The organism is Aeromonas sp. 5HA1 (genome assembly GCF_029237245.1).
Lineage (GTDB): Bacteria > Pseudomonadota > Gammaproteobacteria > Enterobacterales > Aeromonadaceae > Aeromonas > Aeromonas salmonicida.
The window spans coordinates 1-14,068 of the sequence record NZ_JAACFW010000022.1 but is presented as its reverse complement, the minus strand read 5'-3'; the positions used below and the strand labels follow the sequence as shown (position 1 = coordinate 14,068).

The 14,068-nt window shown below is 60.2% G+C and carries 13 protein-coding genes; 6 read left to right on the top strand and 7 right to left on the bottom strand.

Going from position 1 to position 14,068, the window contains the following annotated elements; genetic code table 11:
• Positions 1 to 130 precede the first annotated feature (130 nt).
• From GWQ27_RS17665 to GWQ27_RS17655, 3 genes are read left to right on the top strand one after another with little or no spacing between them, the layout of a single operon-like run.
• Entirely contained in the window at positions 131 to 1,408 is a 1,278-nt protein-coding gene (locus GWQ27_RS17665) for a paraquat-inducible protein A (protein WP_111588862.1), read from the top strand.
• The gene (pqiB, locus tag GWQ27_RS17660; RefSeq protein WP_111588861.1) at positions 1,401 to 3,047 is read left to right on the top strand and encodes an intermembrane transport protein PqiB; all 1,647 of its coding nucleotides are present in this window, start codon (positions 1,401 to 1,403) and stop codon (positions 3,045 to 3,047) included. Before GWQ27_RS17665 ends, pqiB begins: the two co-directional genes overlap by 8 nt.
• On the top strand, positions 3,047 to 3,616 hold the full coding sequence (locus GWQ27_RS17655; RefSeq protein ID WP_131731584.1) for a PqiC family protein: 570 nt from the start codon (positions 3,047 to 3,049) through the stop codon (positions 3,614 to 3,616). Before pqiB ends, GWQ27_RS17655 begins: the two co-directional genes overlap by 1 nt.
• A gap of 75 nt (positions 3,617 to 3,691) precedes the next feature.
• Here GWQ27_RS17655 and ompA read toward each other — a convergent pair whose 3' ends face one another.
• Complete coding sequence (ompA, locus tag GWQ27_RS17650; RefSeq protein WP_005313988.1) at positions 3,692 to 4,723, bottom strand: porin OmpA; 1,032 nt, start codon at positions 4,721 to 4,723, stop codon at positions 3,692 to 3,694.
• A 233-nt stretch (positions 4,724 to 4,956) separates the two neighbouring features.
• Here ompA and GWQ27_RS17645 point away from each other — a divergent pair, with 233 nt between their 5' ends.
• Positions 4,957 to 5,691 carry a transporter substrate-binding domain-containing protein gene (locus tag GWQ27_RS17645; protein WP_181455304.1) on the top strand — a complete coding sequence of 245 codons (735 nt, stop codon included), beginning with the start codon at positions 4,957 to 4,959 and terminating at the stop codon, positions 5,689 to 5,691.
• A 59-nt stretch (positions 5,692 to 5,750) separates the two neighbouring features.
• On the opposite strand, the gene GWQ27_RS17640 is transcribed toward GWQ27_RS17645, so the two are convergent.
• Entirely contained in the window at positions 5,751 to 6,758 is a 1,008-nt protein-coding gene (locus tag GWQ27_RS17640) for an SGNH/GDSL hydrolase family protein (RefSeq protein ID WP_087756602.1), read from the bottom strand.
• A 239-nt stretch (positions 6,759 to 6,997) separates the two neighbouring features.
• Here GWQ27_RS17640 and GWQ27_RS17635 point away from each other — a divergent pair, with 239 nt between their 5' ends.
• On the top strand, positions 6,998 to 7,378 hold the full coding sequence (locus tag GWQ27_RS17635; protein WP_005313975.1) for a NirD/YgiW/YdeI family stress tolerance protein: 381 nt from the start codon (positions 6,998 to 7,000) through the stop codon (positions 7,376 to 7,378).
• A gap of 68 nt (positions 7,379 to 7,446) precedes the next feature.
• On the opposite strand, the gene mltC is transcribed toward GWQ27_RS17635, so the two are convergent.
• The 5 genes from mltC to GWQ27_RS17610 form a co-directional block, all read right to left on the bottom strand.
• The gene (gene mltC / locus GWQ27_RS17630; RefSeq protein ID WP_275907914.1) at positions 7,447 to 8,547 is read right to left on the bottom strand and encodes a membrane-bound lytic murein transglycosylase MltC; all 1,101 of its coding nucleotides are present in this window, start codon (positions 8,545 to 8,547) and stop codon (positions 7,447 to 7,449) included.
• An 89-nt stretch (positions 8,548 to 8,636) separates the two neighbouring features.
• On the bottom strand, positions 8,637 to 8,909 hold the full coding sequence (locus tag GWQ27_RS17625; RefSeq protein ID WP_005313967.1) for an oxidative damage protection protein: 273 nt from the start codon (positions 8,907 to 8,909) through the stop codon (positions 8,637 to 8,639).
• An 8-nt stretch (positions 8,910 to 8,917) separates the two neighbouring features.
• Positions 8,918 to 9,979: an A/G-specific adenine glycosylase gene (mutY, locus tag GWQ27_RS17620; protein WP_275907913.1), complete on the bottom strand. Its 1,062-nt coding sequence runs from the start codon at positions 9,977 to 9,979 to the stop codon at positions 8,918 to 8,920.
• A 101-nt stretch (positions 9,980 to 10,080) separates the two neighbouring features.
• On the bottom strand, positions 10,081 to 10,761 hold the full coding sequence (exeB, locus tag GWQ27_RS17615; RefSeq protein ID WP_021140562.1) for a GspB family T2SS assembly factor variant ExeB: 681 nt from the start codon (positions 10,759 to 10,761) through the stop codon (positions 10,081 to 10,083).
• Positions 10,761 to 12,404, bottom strand: coding sequence for an ExeA family protein (locus tag GWQ27_RS17610; RefSeq protein WP_275907912.1), 1,644 nt, complete (start codon positions 12,402 to 12,404; stop codon positions 10,761 to 10,763). Before GWQ27_RS17610 ends, exeB begins: the two co-directional genes overlap by 1 nt.
• A gap of 291 nt (positions 12,405 to 12,695) precedes the next feature.
• On the opposite strand from GWQ27_RS17610, the gene GWQ27_RS17605 reads away from it, so the two are divergent.
• The gene (locus GWQ27_RS17605) at positions 12,696 to 13,937 is read left to right on the top strand and encodes a multifunctional CCA addition/repair protein (RefSeq protein ID WP_275907911.1); all 1,242 of its coding nucleotides are present in this window, start codon (positions 12,696 to 12,698) and stop codon (positions 13,935 to 13,937) included.
• Positions 13,938 to 14,068 lie beyond the last annotated feature (131 nt).

Sequence of the window (14,068 nt, the reverse complement as noted above, 5' to 3'; positions counted from 1 at the left end):
GGCTACTGGCTTGTCAAAGTCATTCTCACGCCCATCCCGTATGGTGTAACGACAGTACTGGTCGGCGGGGGCCGCGGCTGTAATAATTGGCGCCTCTGGCCCGTGGCGGGCCTCATCTTGGGGTTTCATCTTGCATCCGGTTTCAAACCTACATAAACCCACCTATACCCACGACGCGACCGCATGTGAAGAGTGTGACCTGCTGGTACCGGCCACAGTGCTGGCCGTGGGGGAGAAGAGCAGCTGTCCGCGCTGTGGTCATGTCCTGAGCGTCCATCTGCCGGAGCAGGAACGCAGGCCCATCTCCTATGGCTTTGCGGCCATCATCATGTTTGTCCTCTCCAACTCCTTCACCTTTATGTCCTTCTCAGCCAAAGGGGTAGGGCAGGAGATGACGTTTCTGCAGTGCATCACCACTCTGGTGGATCAGGGCTACCTGTTTCTTGGGGCTGTGCTGAGTTTGACGCTTATCGGCCTGCCGCTGGTCTATGTGGGCTCCATCATGCTGGTGCTGTGGCGGGTCGACAAGGATCTGCACAGCAATTCCCTGCGTGCGCTAGGCCGTCTGCTTTGCCGGATAAAGCCTTGGCTGATGGTGGATGTGTTCCTCATCGGGGTGCTCATTTCGCTGGTCAAACTGATGGGGATGGCTGACATCAAGATGGGGCTGTCGTTCTGGGCCTTCGTCGGTTACACGGTACTGCTCATCAAGACGATCTCGTCGCTGGATCGCATGTGGCTGTGGCAGCGGCTGTTCGGGCCGACCGAACCCCGCGAGCTCGATGCTGATGCCGAGGCCAGCGCCATGGCATCCGGGCTGGTGGGGTGCCACATCTGCGGCGCTCTGGGTGAGGTGGGGGAGCATAGCTGCAAGCGTTGCGGTGAGCACCTGCACAGCCGCAAGCCGGGTGGCATCAACCGGACCTGGGCCCTGCTCTTCACCTCTGTGATCCTCTACGTACCGGCCAACCTTTATCCCATTATGGATACCGTCTTCCTCGGGGATGACAGCCCTTCCACTATCATGGGCGGGGTGGTTTTGTTGTGGGCCATGGGGTCTTACCCCATAGCTGCAGTGATCTTCATCGCCAGCGTTGTGGTGCCGCTGGTGAAAATCCTGGCGCTGCTGTGGCTTTGCTATATGGTACAGCGCGGCCACGGGGCCTCACCCCTTGGCAAGCTCAAGCTCTATCGCATGACTGAATTTGTGGGACGCTGGTCGATGATCGACGTCTTCGTGGTGGCCATATTGGCGGGCCTGATCCGGCTCGACAACCTGATGACTGTCTATCCGGGCCCTGCAGCCGTTGCATTTGCGGGTGTGGTGTTGATCACCATGGTAGCTGCCATGAGTTTCGACTCCCGCCTGATCTGGGATTTACAACAAGGAGAGCGCGAACGTGAGTGAGCGTAAGAAAAGGTGGAAACCCGGCTCTGATTTTCTGAGCTCGGCCGCTGCAATCTGGATGGTGCCTCTGCTGGCGCTGTTCATCGGGGTCTGGATGCTGTTCCAGCATTGGTATTCGCAAGGTCCCAGCTTCACCCTGACAGTGGCTACCGCCGAAGGGATAGTGGCGGGCAAGACGGTGATCCGCTCCCGCGAGGTGGAAGTGGGTCGTATCGAGGCAGTGGAACTCAGTGAAGATTACAGCCATGCGGTGCTAAAGGCTCGCCTGACCAACGCTGCTGCCGGCATGCTCAAGAAAGACAGTCAATTCTGGGTGGTCAAGCCCAGGGTTGGCCGGGAAGGGGTCTCCGGTCTCAGCACGCTGCTTTCCGGTGCCTATATCGAGCTGGCGCCTGGCAGAAAGGGCAAGCCCCTGGACGAATACGCCATGCTGGACAAGCCGCCACTGGCCTCCCAGGATGCCAAGGGGCTGCGGCTCTCCCTGAGCAGCCGTGATACCCGTGCGCTCGGGGTGGGGTCACCCATCAACTATCAGGGCTTTACCATAGGCCAGGTGGAAGAGGCGAAATTCCTGCCCGAGAAGAGCGAGATGCAGTACCAGATCTTCATCAACACCCCCTATGACGTGCTGGTGAGCGGCAACTCCCGCTTCTGGATGACCCCGGGTTTCGAGGTCTCCATGAGCAGCGAGGGGATGAAGGTGAAGATGGACTCTCTGGAGAGTCTGCTCGACGGTGGCATCACAATGGGGTTGCCGCCCGGCTGGGCCCCCGGTGAGCCGGTCAAGCAGATGGATGGTTTCACACTCTTCCAGGATGAAGCCAGTGTGCTTGCCGGTAGTCTGGATCAGTTCATCGATTACGTGTTTCTGTTTGAAGACAGTGTCGGTGGCCTGCATCCGGGGGCGGCGGTGGAATATCGCGGCATCCGGGTCGGTACCGTCATCTCGGCCCCCTACCTCATCGACGAGAAAGGGGTACAGATGTTCCAAAGCCGACAGATACCGGTACTGGCGCGCATCGAGGTGCAACGGCTCTCTCACCGCTATGCCAATGCTGAGAAGGAGCAGTGGCGTGCCCTGTTCGGCAAGCAGTTCAAGGAAGGATTGCGGGCGACGCTCAAGACCTCCAGCCTGCTGACCGGGGGCAAGGTGGTGGATCTGAACTTCTATCCGGATGCACCCAAGTATCAGGCCGTCAAGCTGGCCGGCTATCAGGTGTTCCCGACGGTTCAGGCCGGGCTGGATCAGATCGAGCGCAAGGTGAACCAGATCCTCGACAAGTTCGTCGACATGGACACGGCCAAGACGCTGACGCAGGTCAACAGCACCCTGGCCACGCTGGATCAGACCCTCAAGAGCATCAGTGCCGTGAGTACCAATCTGAACAAGTTTACCGGTCAGCGCTCGACCCAGCAGTTGCCAGCGTCCCTGAACGACAGCCTGAAGCAGCTGCAGAGCACGTTGCAAGAGTACGATGCCAACTCCCAGACCAATCAGGATCTGCGCCAGTCGGTACAGTCGCTCAATCAGTTGATGCGTGAGTTGCAGCCTCTGGTGCATTCACTCAACGAACAACCGAGTTCGTTGATCTTTGATCGCGCCCGTCCCCGTGATCCTGAGCCCAAGCGAGGTCAATGATGAAAAAACAGATAATGACACTGGCCTTGCTGGGCCTGCTGGCGGGTTGCAGTTCGGCCCCGACGGCGCTGCACTACTACTCTCTCGATGCCGAGGCACAGCCGGCGGCCGCGGTGACGGCGCAACCCCAGCATCAACTGGTGTTGCGTCCGGTTGCGCTGTCGGGCCAGCTGGACAGGGTCAGTCTGGTCTATCAGCTGGAAGGCAATGAGCTGCACTTCGCCGAGTATCATCGCTGGGCAGGTTTTCTCGATGCCCAGCTCAATCAGCTGACCCTGAGTGGCTTGTCCAGCCGCCTGCCCGGCTGGGTGGTGCGTCAGGACGGTGCCCGCAAGGGTCCTGTCCTGAGCATCTCGGTCGAACGTTTTCAGGGGCGCCACGATGGACGTGCCGTGCTGAGCGGCCGCTGGCGCTTGTTGACGGAAGAGGGCACAGTCTTGCGTGATGTTCCCTTCCAGCAGGTGCGAGTGCTGCCAGCCGACGGCTATGGTTCTCTGGTCAGCGAGCTGGGACAAGGCTGGCAACAGCTGCTTGACCAGATTGCGGCAGAGGTGCGCAAAGGCGCCTGAGTCTGACGTGAATGAAAACGGGAGGCTGATGCCTCCCGTTTTTTACCGTGGCGCCACCAGAGTGGCGTCATGAGACTATTGCTGAACTTCCGATACTCCCTCCACCTTGACCTCGACCCGGCGATCCGGGGCCAGGCAGACGATCAGCTCATGCTTGGATTTGCTGGTGCAGCTGTCGCCGGTGACAGGGGACCCTTTGCCACGCCCCTCCACGTTGACCTTGCCCGCTGGCAGGCCTTTGCCGACGAGATAGTCGGCGACCGTCTGGGCACGTTGCTCCGAGAGCCGCTGGTTATAGGCATCCGAGCCGATGCGGTCGGTATAGCCGATCACGGTAGCGACGCCATCCGTGGGCCGGGCTGCCTCAATCTCACCGTAGAGGGTATCCAGCGCCTGCCCGCCTTCCGGTTTGAGGGTCGCCTTGTTGAAGTCAAACAGTACGTCCGAGCTCAGGGTGAATTGCTTCTCGACCATGACGGGCTCCGGGGCCGGTGTAGGCGCCGGGGCTGCTACCACAGGGGCGACCTGGCCGAAGCGATAAACCACGGCGACGGCCAGCAGACCATTGTCCATGCGCAAACCCGTATCTTCGCGGTCGCCGTATGGCGAGCTGTATTGGTATTCGAGGCGGGCGGCCCAATCCAGATTAAAGGCGTATTCTGCGCCGAGTGCCCCGACGAAGTTGAATCGCCCGTCGTTATCCAGCTTGTCACTGCTGGCCCAACCATATCCGCCGCCAAGGCGACCGTATAGGTCCAGATTCTCTGCCACCGGGAAGCCGAGTTTGAGGGTCAGCTGAGCCAGCTGAGCCTCTACTTTATCGTTGAAGGCCGCGCCGCTACGGGTACCGCTGTACTTGTAGTTGCCCAGGTAGTCGTAACCCAGCTCGATCCCCAGATTCTGGTTTATCTGATAACCGGCGAAAGCACCGGCACCCACTTCATCGTTGTCTTCATCGAGCAGGGTGGTGATGTTGTTTTCATCGACACCGTAGAAGTTGGACCAACCCAATTTGGCACCGCCATACCAGGTGTTGTCTTGTCCGGCTGCGTGGGCGTTGGCCGCAAGCAAGCCTGAAACCAGTAAGGTAATCAGTGATTTATTCATGTTGAGCCTCTGCAATTGCATGTTGGGTGAGGGGGGATCTGGTGTCGCCTCTCCTCTATGGGTCGGGGCTTGTAGCACAGCCACAACAGATTAACAGTAGTCCCTTTCCTCAGGTTCTCAAGCAACTGATATAAAACATATTGTGATTATTATTCCCACAGCCGGTTGGCGTGATTTGATCTCTGGGGCGGGGCAGCAATAGTTAAGCGAGGCAGGATCACACCGAGGTGGAGATGAACGGCAAATGGATATGGCTGTGCTGGTCGCTGTGGTTGGCCCCGGGTTGGGCCGTCGAAACCTTGCATGTGGTGACCGAGGATTATGCACCTTACAACTATCTGGAGGAGGCCGAGATCAAGGGGCTGGGCACAGAGGTGGTGGAGGCCATGCTGGAGGAAGCGGGGTTTGAGTACAATCTGGATATCTACCCCTGGGCGAGAGCCATTTCATTGGCTCGCAGTCGGCCCAATGTGCTTATTTACAGCATCAGTCGCTTCCCCGAGCGTGAGGCGCAATTTCAGTGGATAGGTGTGATCGCCAAGATCAACTTTCATGTGTTTGCCCTGGCCAAGCGTGACGACATAAAGCCATTCAGCGAGTTGTCGCAGGCGCGAACCTGGTCCATCGGGACTGTGCGTAATGACGCGCTGGAGCAGTACCTGATGGGGCGCAACTTTTCCAACCTGCAGCGCAACAACAATAACGAGGCCAATATGTTGAAGCTGTTGATGGGGCGGATAGACCTCTGGCCCGTGTCGCAGGAGTCGGCAAATTACTATGTGCGTCAGGCGGGCTACGATCCCAGCACCCTCAAGATAGTGCACGACATCGAGGACTTTACCGGAGGAGAACTCTATGTGGCAGCGAGCCTGGAGACGGCGCCGGAGGTGATCAAGCGGCTGCAGGAGGCGCTGGCCACCATCAGGCAGAACGGCATCTATGACGGTATCGTGAAACGTTACCGTTGACCCTATAGGGGAGCGAAGGAACAAAAAGAAAGGGCCGACCATGTGTCGGCCCCTTGTCATCAGTGGGCGAGGAACTCGTACTGGTTCTCGATGAAGGTGGCGGCGCGCTCGCTCAGGGCGGCGTGCACGACAGTGGTCGGGTGGACCTGATCCCAGAACATCTTGCCCTCACAGTTGAGGGGGCTGGCGCTGCGGCGGGCCATAGGACTGGCAACGGCCTGAGCCAGCAGCGGGTTGCCGGCGATGGCGAGGCGTTCCTGCGGACTGAAGGCGGAGAGCTGGCGGTCGGTGCTGGCGCTGCGGGTGGCAAACGGCTTCCACACATAGCCGCCGTCGTAGCAGGGGTTCTCGACGTCGCTCAGGCCGAAATTCTGCGGATCACGCAGCATCTCGGCAAATTGCTTGTCGATCTCGAACAGCTTTACCATGCCGGTGGGGGCCAGCTGGCGTGCCAGGTTCAGCAGCAGCTGGTTGTGATAGGCGGAGACATGGCTGACCGCCTCGACCACCTTCTGACTGCGGGCTGACGGGTTCTGGCCCAGATCCGGCAGGTTGAACAGCAGTATCTGCTTGGCACCGTTCAGTACCATGCGGTTGGCCGCATCGCTGATGGCATCGCGAACCCGCTTGGCATCCTGCTCCGTATTCCAGCCATAGGCCAGATAGTCATTGGCACCGACCCAGAGGATCACCAGATCGTCCGGCTTGAAGCTGTCTTTCTGCAAGAACTGGGTGACCTCGTAGTCCAGGTTGTTGATGACCTGATACTTGGGATTCCAGGAGATCTTGTTGTAAGCCACGGCAGTGGCACCGCCTTCCGCTTCGTTGGCGATGGTCAGACCCGGGAACTGTTTGGTCAGCTGCTCCAGCCAGACGGGTCCGTTGGAGAAGCGGCCCTCATAGTAGGGCGGGCTGGAGGGAAGGTAACCGCGCATCTTGCTGTACATTTTGCCGGTATCGGAGAGGCTGTCGCCGAACATCACGATCCGGGAGAAGGCGGGGCGACTGTCGGCTGCCTGAACTGTCAGCGCGATCAGCCCCAATAAACACACAAACCATTTTTTCATCTTGTTGTTCTCATTGATGTGAAGCAGGTGGTGCCTGCAGGCTTTTCCTCGATAGGGCAAGCTGGGCTGGGAACCCGTTTTGCCATTTTGCAGCGTAACCAGCCGAATTAAATTTCGCAGCAGGTGGGGTTGATTAAATCGATTACGGTCACATGCCTTTCACCCAGATGGGGAGGCTTCACGTTTGTTTCACGCACCAGGCCTCACACTCATCTCGTACCCAATCACAGGAGCATGAAATGAACAAGGCAAGCGTAATCGGTCTGTTGACCCTGATGTCCATCTCTTCTTTCACCATGGCGGCCTTCACAGGTCCGCAGGAGCAGAACAAGGTATCCGTTGCCCAGTTGAAGGATCTGGCTGATGACAGCTGGGCCACCCTGGAAGGTAACCTGGTCAAACACCTGGGCGGCGAGAACTATATGTTCCGCGATGCCAGTGGCGAAGTGGAAGTGGAAGTGGATCAGGATGTGTGGCGCGGCACCGAAGTGGGCCCGGACGATCTGATCCGTATCCGTGGTGAAGTGGATCACAGCTGGAACAAGACCGAAGTGGAAGTGGAGAGCCTGGAGAAGGTAGGCGCCACACCGCAGAGCAAGGGCGGGTTTATCGCCAAGTAAGGCACAACCGCAGCACAGGTCATATGTAAAAAGGGCGCCTCCAAAGAGGCGCCCTTCTGTTTTGACCGCTAGCCGGTGCGGGCCAGCGAGCGCTTGAACCCTTTTTCGGCCTGATTGACCTTGTAGAGGTAGCGGCGCGCTTCCGCCTTGGGATGCTGCTCTGTCAGGATCTGGTAGACCACCTCTGGCGAGAGCCGGTTGATCTTGCCGGGCGCTGCCTTGCGATCGCTGGAGAAGGTATTCAGCACCCCGCCTGCGCCACCGTTGTAGGCCGATATGACCGCATAGCGACGTGAGAGCGGGTCCTGGATATCCGCCAGATAGACGGTCTGCAACAGATGCAGGTAGGCGGTTCCCACGTCTATGTTGTAGGCCGGATTGAACAGATCATCCCGGGTTGGCTGGCCATTCTTGCCCTTGACCCTTACATAGACATCCCGTCCTGCGGTGGCCGGGATCACCTGCATCAGGCCGTAGGCGTTGGCGTGGCTGACCGCATAGGGGTTGAAACTGCTCTCTGTCTTGATCACCGCATAGATCAGGCTCTCTGCCACCCCGTACTTGCGGGACGCTTGACGAATGATGCTGGCGTACTTGTAACCCCGCTTGTCTTCATGGTTGGCCACCATGGGAATATCGACGAAGAAGATGGTACGGATCCCTAGAGTGCGTTTTTTCATCGCCGTACTGATCAGGTAGTCGGCGTAACGCTCGGCGCGCCAGTCGAATCGGATCGGCTGCCCCTGGTTGTCCAGCACCTGACCATAGAGGAAGGGCTCGCCACCGGGCAGGATTTCCCGATCGGAGTACAGATCCACCTCAGCCGGATCGTCCGGGGTCAGCAGTGTCTCTATGATGGCGCGGCGCAGGTGAGCCTGGGGGTCGAGTCCAGAGACCGTCTCCACCATGATGTGGCCGCTGGAGAAGTCGATGTGGGCACGGCTCTTGTACTGATCCGTGTATTTGACATAGTCAAATTTGCCCGCAAACAGCGCTTCACGCCCCCATATCTCGTTCACGTTATGGGAGAGCGCGCTGATCATGTGTTCGAAACCGCGAATGTCCTTGCCGTTGACCAGGGTGTCATCCTCGCTCCCGCTGGGCTTGGGGGAAGATGAGCAGGCAGAGAGAAACAGCAGGGTGCAAAGCAGCCAAAAAATTCGGCCCATAGGATCCTCAAACAGGGCGGCGAAGCCGCCCGTCATTCATTGGCTGTGAGCTAAGAGATGCATAACCGTCGCTGGCTCACAGGTACAACTCATTGGCTGGGAGGGGTATAACCATCGATGGCCACTTCACCCGCTTCAAACAGGTAGCTCACCATCTCTTTTTCCAGCAGCTGACGATGCTCCAGGTTCATCATGTTCAGCTTCTTCTCGTTGATCAGCATCACCTGTTTCTTCTGCCATTCGGTCCAGGCTTCCTTGCTGATGTTGTCAAAAATCCGCTTGCCGAGTTCACCGGGGTAGAGTTGGAAATCCAGGCCCGGGCCCTCTTTTTTCAGGCGTTGGCAAAATACAGTACGGCTCATGTTGACCTCTATGGTTGTAAGTCCGGGTAGGCAAGCAGGCGGGCCGTGGCGGCTGCCAGTCCCACTTCTGCAGGATGGCGTAAGTTATACCAGAGTCGGTTATCCGCTTCCATGAGCTGGGGGGCCGGTGGTGCATCCATTTCAATCAGAAAAGGCTGAATATCGAGATGGAAGTGGCTGAATGTATGCCTAAATCCGCTCAGCTCCCGATAATCGTGGCCGCTCAGTCCGAGCCGCTGCAAGAGTTCGTCGATTTCGGCTGGTGACTCCACCTGCGGGAAGCAGTAGAGCCCGCCCCAGATCCCCTGCGGCGGCCGCTTCTCCAGTAGCAGCTCGTCGCCGTGACGAATGAGCAGCATGATGCCGGTGCGGGCCGGAATGCTCTTCTTCGGCTTTGAGTTGGGGTAGGCAGTGGGCTTGCCCTGCGACAGCCCCTGGCAATCGGCCTGCACCGGGCAGCGGTCACAGGCGGGCTTGCTGCGGGTGCAGACGGTGGCGCCCATATCCATCATGGCCTGGTTGTAGTGGGCCACGCCGAGTTTTGGGGTGAGGCGGATGGCGAGCTCCCACAGATCGTTCTCCACCTGTTTCTGGCCGGGCCAGCCCGGCAGCGCCAGCCAGCGGGTGAGTACCCGCTTCACGTTGCCATCCAGAATGGCGTGGGGCTGCCCAAGGGACAGGGAGAGCACGGCACCTGCGGTGGAGCGGCCAATGCCGGGCAGGGCCATCACCTCTTCCAGCCGCTCAGGAAACAGGCCGTCATGCAGATCGCGGATCTGCTGTGCCGCTTTGTGCAGGTTGCGGGCGCGGGCGTAATAGCCGAGCCCGGTCCAGTGGTGCAGCACCTCGTCGATGGGGGCGTCGGCCAGGGCCTGCACGTCAGGGAAGCGGGCCATGAAGCGCTGGTAATAGGGGATCACGGTGGCGACCTGGGTCTGCTGCAGCATGATCTCGGAGACCCAGACCCGATAGGGGGTCTTGTCCTGCTGCCAGGGCAGTGTCTTGCGGCCATGGACCTGATACCAGTCGAGGATCCGGGTGGCGAAGGTCGTGTTGTCTGAGTTGTTCACATTATGCTCATGTTATTGATTAAAAAGGGGAGCTCTCGGGCTCCCTCTTGAAATTGACATCAGGTCAGCGGGGCTGCCCCGGTTTTTGGATAACGATTGGATCAGCCGCGCCAATCCTGCAGTGCCTTGAGGCTGGCGTTCTGACCCGCCACCTGCAATATGATGTAGTCCTGTGCTATGGCGATCAGGGTCACCCCGGAGGCGACCTCGCTCCCCTCGCGAAACTCACGTCCGTTCAGCATCACGGCCCGTTTGGCCGGATTGGAAGAGAAGACGTGGGAGCCGTAGGAGAGGGCGGGGATCCGTTGCTTCAGCTCCAGCGGCAGGGCGCTGATCGGCATGGCCTGCGCCTCGGGTTGGGCCTGCGGTACAGCCTCTTCCATCAGCGGCGTGTTGTTGAGGGCATTCATGATGCGCTCGGCCAGCCCCTGACTGCTGTTGGCAGCCGGCGTTTTGTTCTCGGGCACCGCTCTGGGACGGACCACGGGTTCAGGCAGCGGCGGGGGCAGCGGGCGTGTGATCATGGGCCTGGGCTCGATGCGCACGAAGGGGGGGGTGACCACCTCTTTCACTTCGATTGTCTTCTCGATGGGGCGGTTGTTGAGCAGGTGCCAGCCATAGTTGGCGCCAGCGCCCATCAGCAACGCAAGCGGGGCCAGCAGCCACCAGATCCAGCGCCGGTTCTGTTCCTCTTCCTGGGTGACGGGCAACCCCATCGCCGGAATATGCGAGGTGAACTGGGGCTGATCGGCCCGGCGCAGCGCCTTGAGCAGGGTAGACATCAGGAAGCCTCCTCGGACAGTGTGACCATGGACTCGTCGTCCATGGCATCCAGTTTGGCCGGCGTGCCGGTGCGCTTGGACTCATCTTCCAGTCTGGGCATGGGTTCACCGGCCATCACGTTGAGGCGCAGCAGGGTATTGCTGCCGGCGATGCCGTCCGGATTGAGCCCTTGCTCGCGCTGGAACTGCTGCAACTTGCTCTTGAGCTCGGTATCGAAGCGCCGCACCTTGCGATCCGGTTGCTGCAGGGCGCGGCTGAGAGCATTGTCCAGCCACTGTACCTGGGTCGCGCCGGCATTGTTGCCGATCAGGGCAACGCCACCCTTGGGCATGCGCCACAGCAGGGTATAGCTGCCGCCCCAGAAATCGGACAGCCATTGCCTGTCTACCTGCCAGCTCTGGTTGCCGATGAGCAGGTTGGCTTTGTCCGGCCCCAGGCTCACCAGAGTCGCGTAGTAGATGCCGCCGGTTTCGTCGGTCAGGCTGATGAGGGCCGGGTGTTGCAGGGCCTGCAGCTCCGCCAGCGAGGCGTCGCCCTCCTGGCAGCGCAAGCCGGCGCGCGGTGCGTTGTCGCAGGTCGCCTCCTCCAGCTCGGTCTGGTAGCCCCACACCTTGTAGAGATTCTGCATGGCGCTATCCGGCTCCAGTGCCTGATTGATGGCGCGGGTCAGCTGCTCCTGCTGCTCAGGGGTGTCGTCTACCTTGACCGGCACCTCTACCTTGATCACGGGGCGCTCGGGGAAGAAGCCGAAGAACTGCCAGCCCCACCAGCCGGTGGCGACCAGCAAGGCCCCCGCCAGAGCGACCATGAGGCCGGACTGCCAGGTGCCCTCGTCGCGAATGCCGCTCACCTCATAGGCCGCCAGGCTGATGTCGCCGTGAACTATCTTGTGGCTGCCACGGGCGAAGGCGGCGATCAGGGCGCGATCGCAGATAAGGTTGATGAGGCGGGGAATGCCGCCGGAGAGGCGGTGCAGGGTCTGAGTCGCCTTGGGAGTAAAGATGGGCTGAACACAGCCTGCGACCTGCAGCCGGAAGCGCACGTAGGCATCCACGTCCTGATGCGAAAGGGGCAACAGGTGGTAACGGGCCGTGATGCGCTGGGCCAGTTGGCGCAGCAGGGGCTGGCGCAGCATCTGTTGCAGCTCGGGCTGGCCGATGAGCACCACTTGCAGCAGCTTCTTCTCGTCGGTTTCCAGATTGGTGAGCAGACGCAGCTGCTCAAGCACACCGGGCAGCAGATGCTGGGCTTCATCCACCAGCACAACGCTGCGCTTGCCTGCCGCCAGGTTGACCAGCAGGTGATCGCGAATGAGATCGAACAGCAGCTTGAGGCCGGCGTCCTTGTCGTATGGCAGCTGGAACTCGTCGCAGATGGCCGCCAGCAGGTCGCGCTCGGTCAGGGATGGATTGAGGATGTAGGCGATCTCGGTCTCGGCCGGCAACTGCTGCAACAGGCAGCGGGAGACGGTGGTTTTACCTGTTCCCACTTCCCCGGTCAGCAGCACGAAGCCGCCGCCATCCTGCAACCCGTAGTTGAGATGGGCCAAGGCTTCCCCGTGACGTTCACTCATATAGAGATATTTGGGGTTGGGCGAGATGGAGAACGGGGGCTCCGACAGACCGAAGAACTGTGTGTACATAAGGATCCATTCCATTGTTATGGGCGGCAGGTTAAAGCCTCCCCACTGGGATGTCAAAGACCCGGATGCCATAAGGGGGGCTGGCGCCTGCCTTGCTCCACTTCGGCATTTTTGATCGGGGCCAAGGGACCGAAAGTGCCGCCATTGTGTGAGCCGGGAGGTCAGTGCATCTGCTGGCGAAAGCTGTAGTTTGCAGCACGGCAGGGTTATCGCCGGCGAGGCGGGGAGCAGGCATAGTCTCTGTTGGCTAAACCGGTATAATCGGGGCAGGTTTATCAAAGGAGACGCAGATTGCAGACTTATCTGGTTGGGGGCGCAGTGCGGGATCGCCTGTTGGGATTGCCGCAAGGGGATCGAGATCACCTGGTGGTGGGGGCGACCGTAGAGCAGATGCTGGCGCTGGGGTTCACTCAGGTTGGCAGGGATTTCCCCGTGTTTCTCCATCCCAAGACCCAGCAGGAGTACGCGCTTGCCCGCACCGAGCGCAAGCAGGGCCGCGGTTACACAGGGTTTGTCTGCCACGCATCCCCCGAGGTGACGCTGGAGCAGGATCTGCTGCGCCGGGATCTCACCATCAATGCCATCGCCGAGGATGAAGAGGGCCGGCTGCACGACCCCTACGGCGGTATCCAGGATCTGGAACAGCGTATGCTGCGTCACGTCTCCCCGGCCTTTGCCGAGGATCCGCTGCGCATCCTGCGGGTCGCCCGCTTCGCCGCACGCTTTCACGCCCAGGGCTTCGTGGTGGCCCCCGAGACGCTGGCGCTGATGCGCGAGATGACCAACGCCGGTGAGCTGGCCCACCTGACCCCGGAGCGGGTCTGGAAGGAGCTGGAAAAGGTGCTGCTGGGGCAGACCCCTCAGGTCTTCTTCGAGGTGCTGCGCGAATGTGGCGCCCTCAAGGCGCTGTTCCCCGAGCTGGACGCCCTGTTCGGTGTGCCGGCGCCCGCCAAGTGGCATCCGGAGATAGACACTGGTATCCATACGCTTATGGTGCTGGCGCAGGCGTGTCGCCTCTCACCTGAGCTGGCGGTGCGCTTCGCCGCCCTGTGCCATGACTTTGGCAAGGGACTGACTCCGCCTGCATTCTGGCCGAGTCATCATGGGCATGGCCAGAAGGGACTGCCGCTCATCCGCGACTTTTGCGAGCGCTTTCGGGTGCCGAACGACTGCCGCGATCTGGCGTTGCTGGTGAGTGATCTGCACACCCATATCCACATCGCCTTCGAACTCAAGCCCGCGACCCTGCTCAAGGTGTTCGACAAGGCGGATGCCTGGCGCAGACCCGAGCGTTTCGCCCAGCTGCTGGACGCCTGCCGCGCCGACTTCCACGGTCGTACCGGCTTCGAGGAGCGGGTCTATGCCGAGCCCGACTATGTGGCACAGGCGCTCGGCGCGGCCCAGGCCATGCCCGTGAAGGAGATAGTGGCAGCCGGTTTCAAGGGGGAGGCCATTCGTGAGCAGCTCGCCAAGCGCCGGCTCGATGCCATCAGTCGGGTGCGCGACGAGTGGACTTTTATCGACGAGGAGTAGCCTGTGTCCCGTCCTGAATATGGTTTACACCTTTCCCCCACATAAACGGAGAGCCCGATGGGACAAGGTGTGAAACGGACACAGCGCGATTACTCGCTGACTTTTAAACTGGCACTGGTCGAGCAGATTGA